This is a genomic window from Nocardiopsis lucentensis DSM 44048 (assembly GCF_000341125.1).
Taxonomy (GTDB): Bacteria; Actinomycetota; Actinomycetes; order Streptosporangiales; family Streptosporangiaceae; genus Nocardiopsis; species Nocardiopsis lucentensis.
Genome location: NZ_ANBC01000307.1, coordinates 1 through 1142, shown reverse-complemented (window position 1 = coordinate 1142; position 1142 = coordinate 1). Strand labels below are relative to the sequence as shown.

The following is a 1142-nucleotide window of genomic DNA, read 5'->3' as shown; positions in this document are numbered from 1 at the left end:
CCCCCCCCCCCGCCGCACCGGAACCGCGGCGGGGGCGTCCGCGTCGGTTCAGCCCCGCTCGGCCGCCTCCCTGAGTCGCACCAGGGTCCGCTCGATGCCCCGCGCGTTCCTCGCGGGGGCTCCGAGCAGAATGTAGAACGCCGAGGGGCCGCTGGTGTAGTCGAAGGTCTCGGTGACCCTCGTCACGCCTTCGGAGACCTCCTCCAGCTCGTACCGCCAGCGGTGCGGACCGACGTGCCGCCAGGCGATCAGCCGGCCCTCCTCGAACTCCACCACCCGGTTGGACATCCGGTACGGCAGTCCGAACATCCGCATGGTCATCCCGAACCGGGAACCGGGCGACAGCCGTTCCGGACCGGACCGGACACCGCGCACGGTGTCCGACCCGTCGAACTCCGAGTGCCGTGCCGGCGAGGCGATGATGTCGAAGACGCGCTTGGCGGGAGCCTTGACGGTGATACTCCGCGAGATCCTGTGAGTGGCCATGGTCCGATGATGTCACCGCCCGACCCGCGTCCCGGACCGACCCCGGATCACCCCCGGATGCCGTGCCGCTCAACCCCGGCCAGCGCACCGCCCGCGGCGACGTGCACCACCCAGAACGAGCCCTTGCGCAGACCCAACTGCTGCGAGACCGGCGCGTCCAACCGGGTCAGCGCCTCCCGCATCAGATGGGGGATCAGCTCGCCGTGCGTGCACACCACCGTCGGGCGCCCCTCTGACAGGACTCCCTCGAACGCCTCCCGCGCGGCCTCGACGTCGAACTCCGCTGACTCGCCCCTGCCCGTCCCACGCACGGTGAAGGCTCGCTCGGTACGCATCGGCACGTCGGCCTCGACGCTGTAGGGCAGCAAGGACTCGGTGCACCGGGCCGCCCCCGACGACACCACGCGCGGCCGACCGTAGGCGCCCAGCACGCGCGGCAGGGCCAACGCGTCGGCGCGGCCGGTCTCGTCGAGGGGCCGCAACAGGTCGTTGTCGCGCCACGCCCGCTTCTCCCCCGCCGACAGGTGGCGCAGCAGGACGACCGGGAAGGTCTCGGCGGGCCCGGCGCGGAAGTTGTCGAGGACCTGGACGTCGTGGTCGTAGGTGAGGCGGACCAGGGCGTCCTCCAGGGGCACCCACTCGACGGCGTCGACCTC

At 72.2% G+C, this 1142-nt stretch carries 1 protein-coding gene and 1 pseudogene; both read right to left on the bottom strand.

The window, feature by feature from the left end; translation table 11 throughout:
* Window positions 1-48 precede the first annotated feature (48 nt).
* Window positions 49-486, bottom strand: coding sequence for an SRPBCC family protein (locus tag D471_RS0110935; protein WP_017598662.1), 438 nt, complete (start codon window positions 484-486; stop codon window positions 49-51).
* A 47-nt stretch (window positions 487-533) separates the two neighbouring features.
* Window positions 534-1142: pseudogene (locus D471_RS0110930) on the bottom strand (DNA mismatch repair protein MutT); the annotation flags it as partial.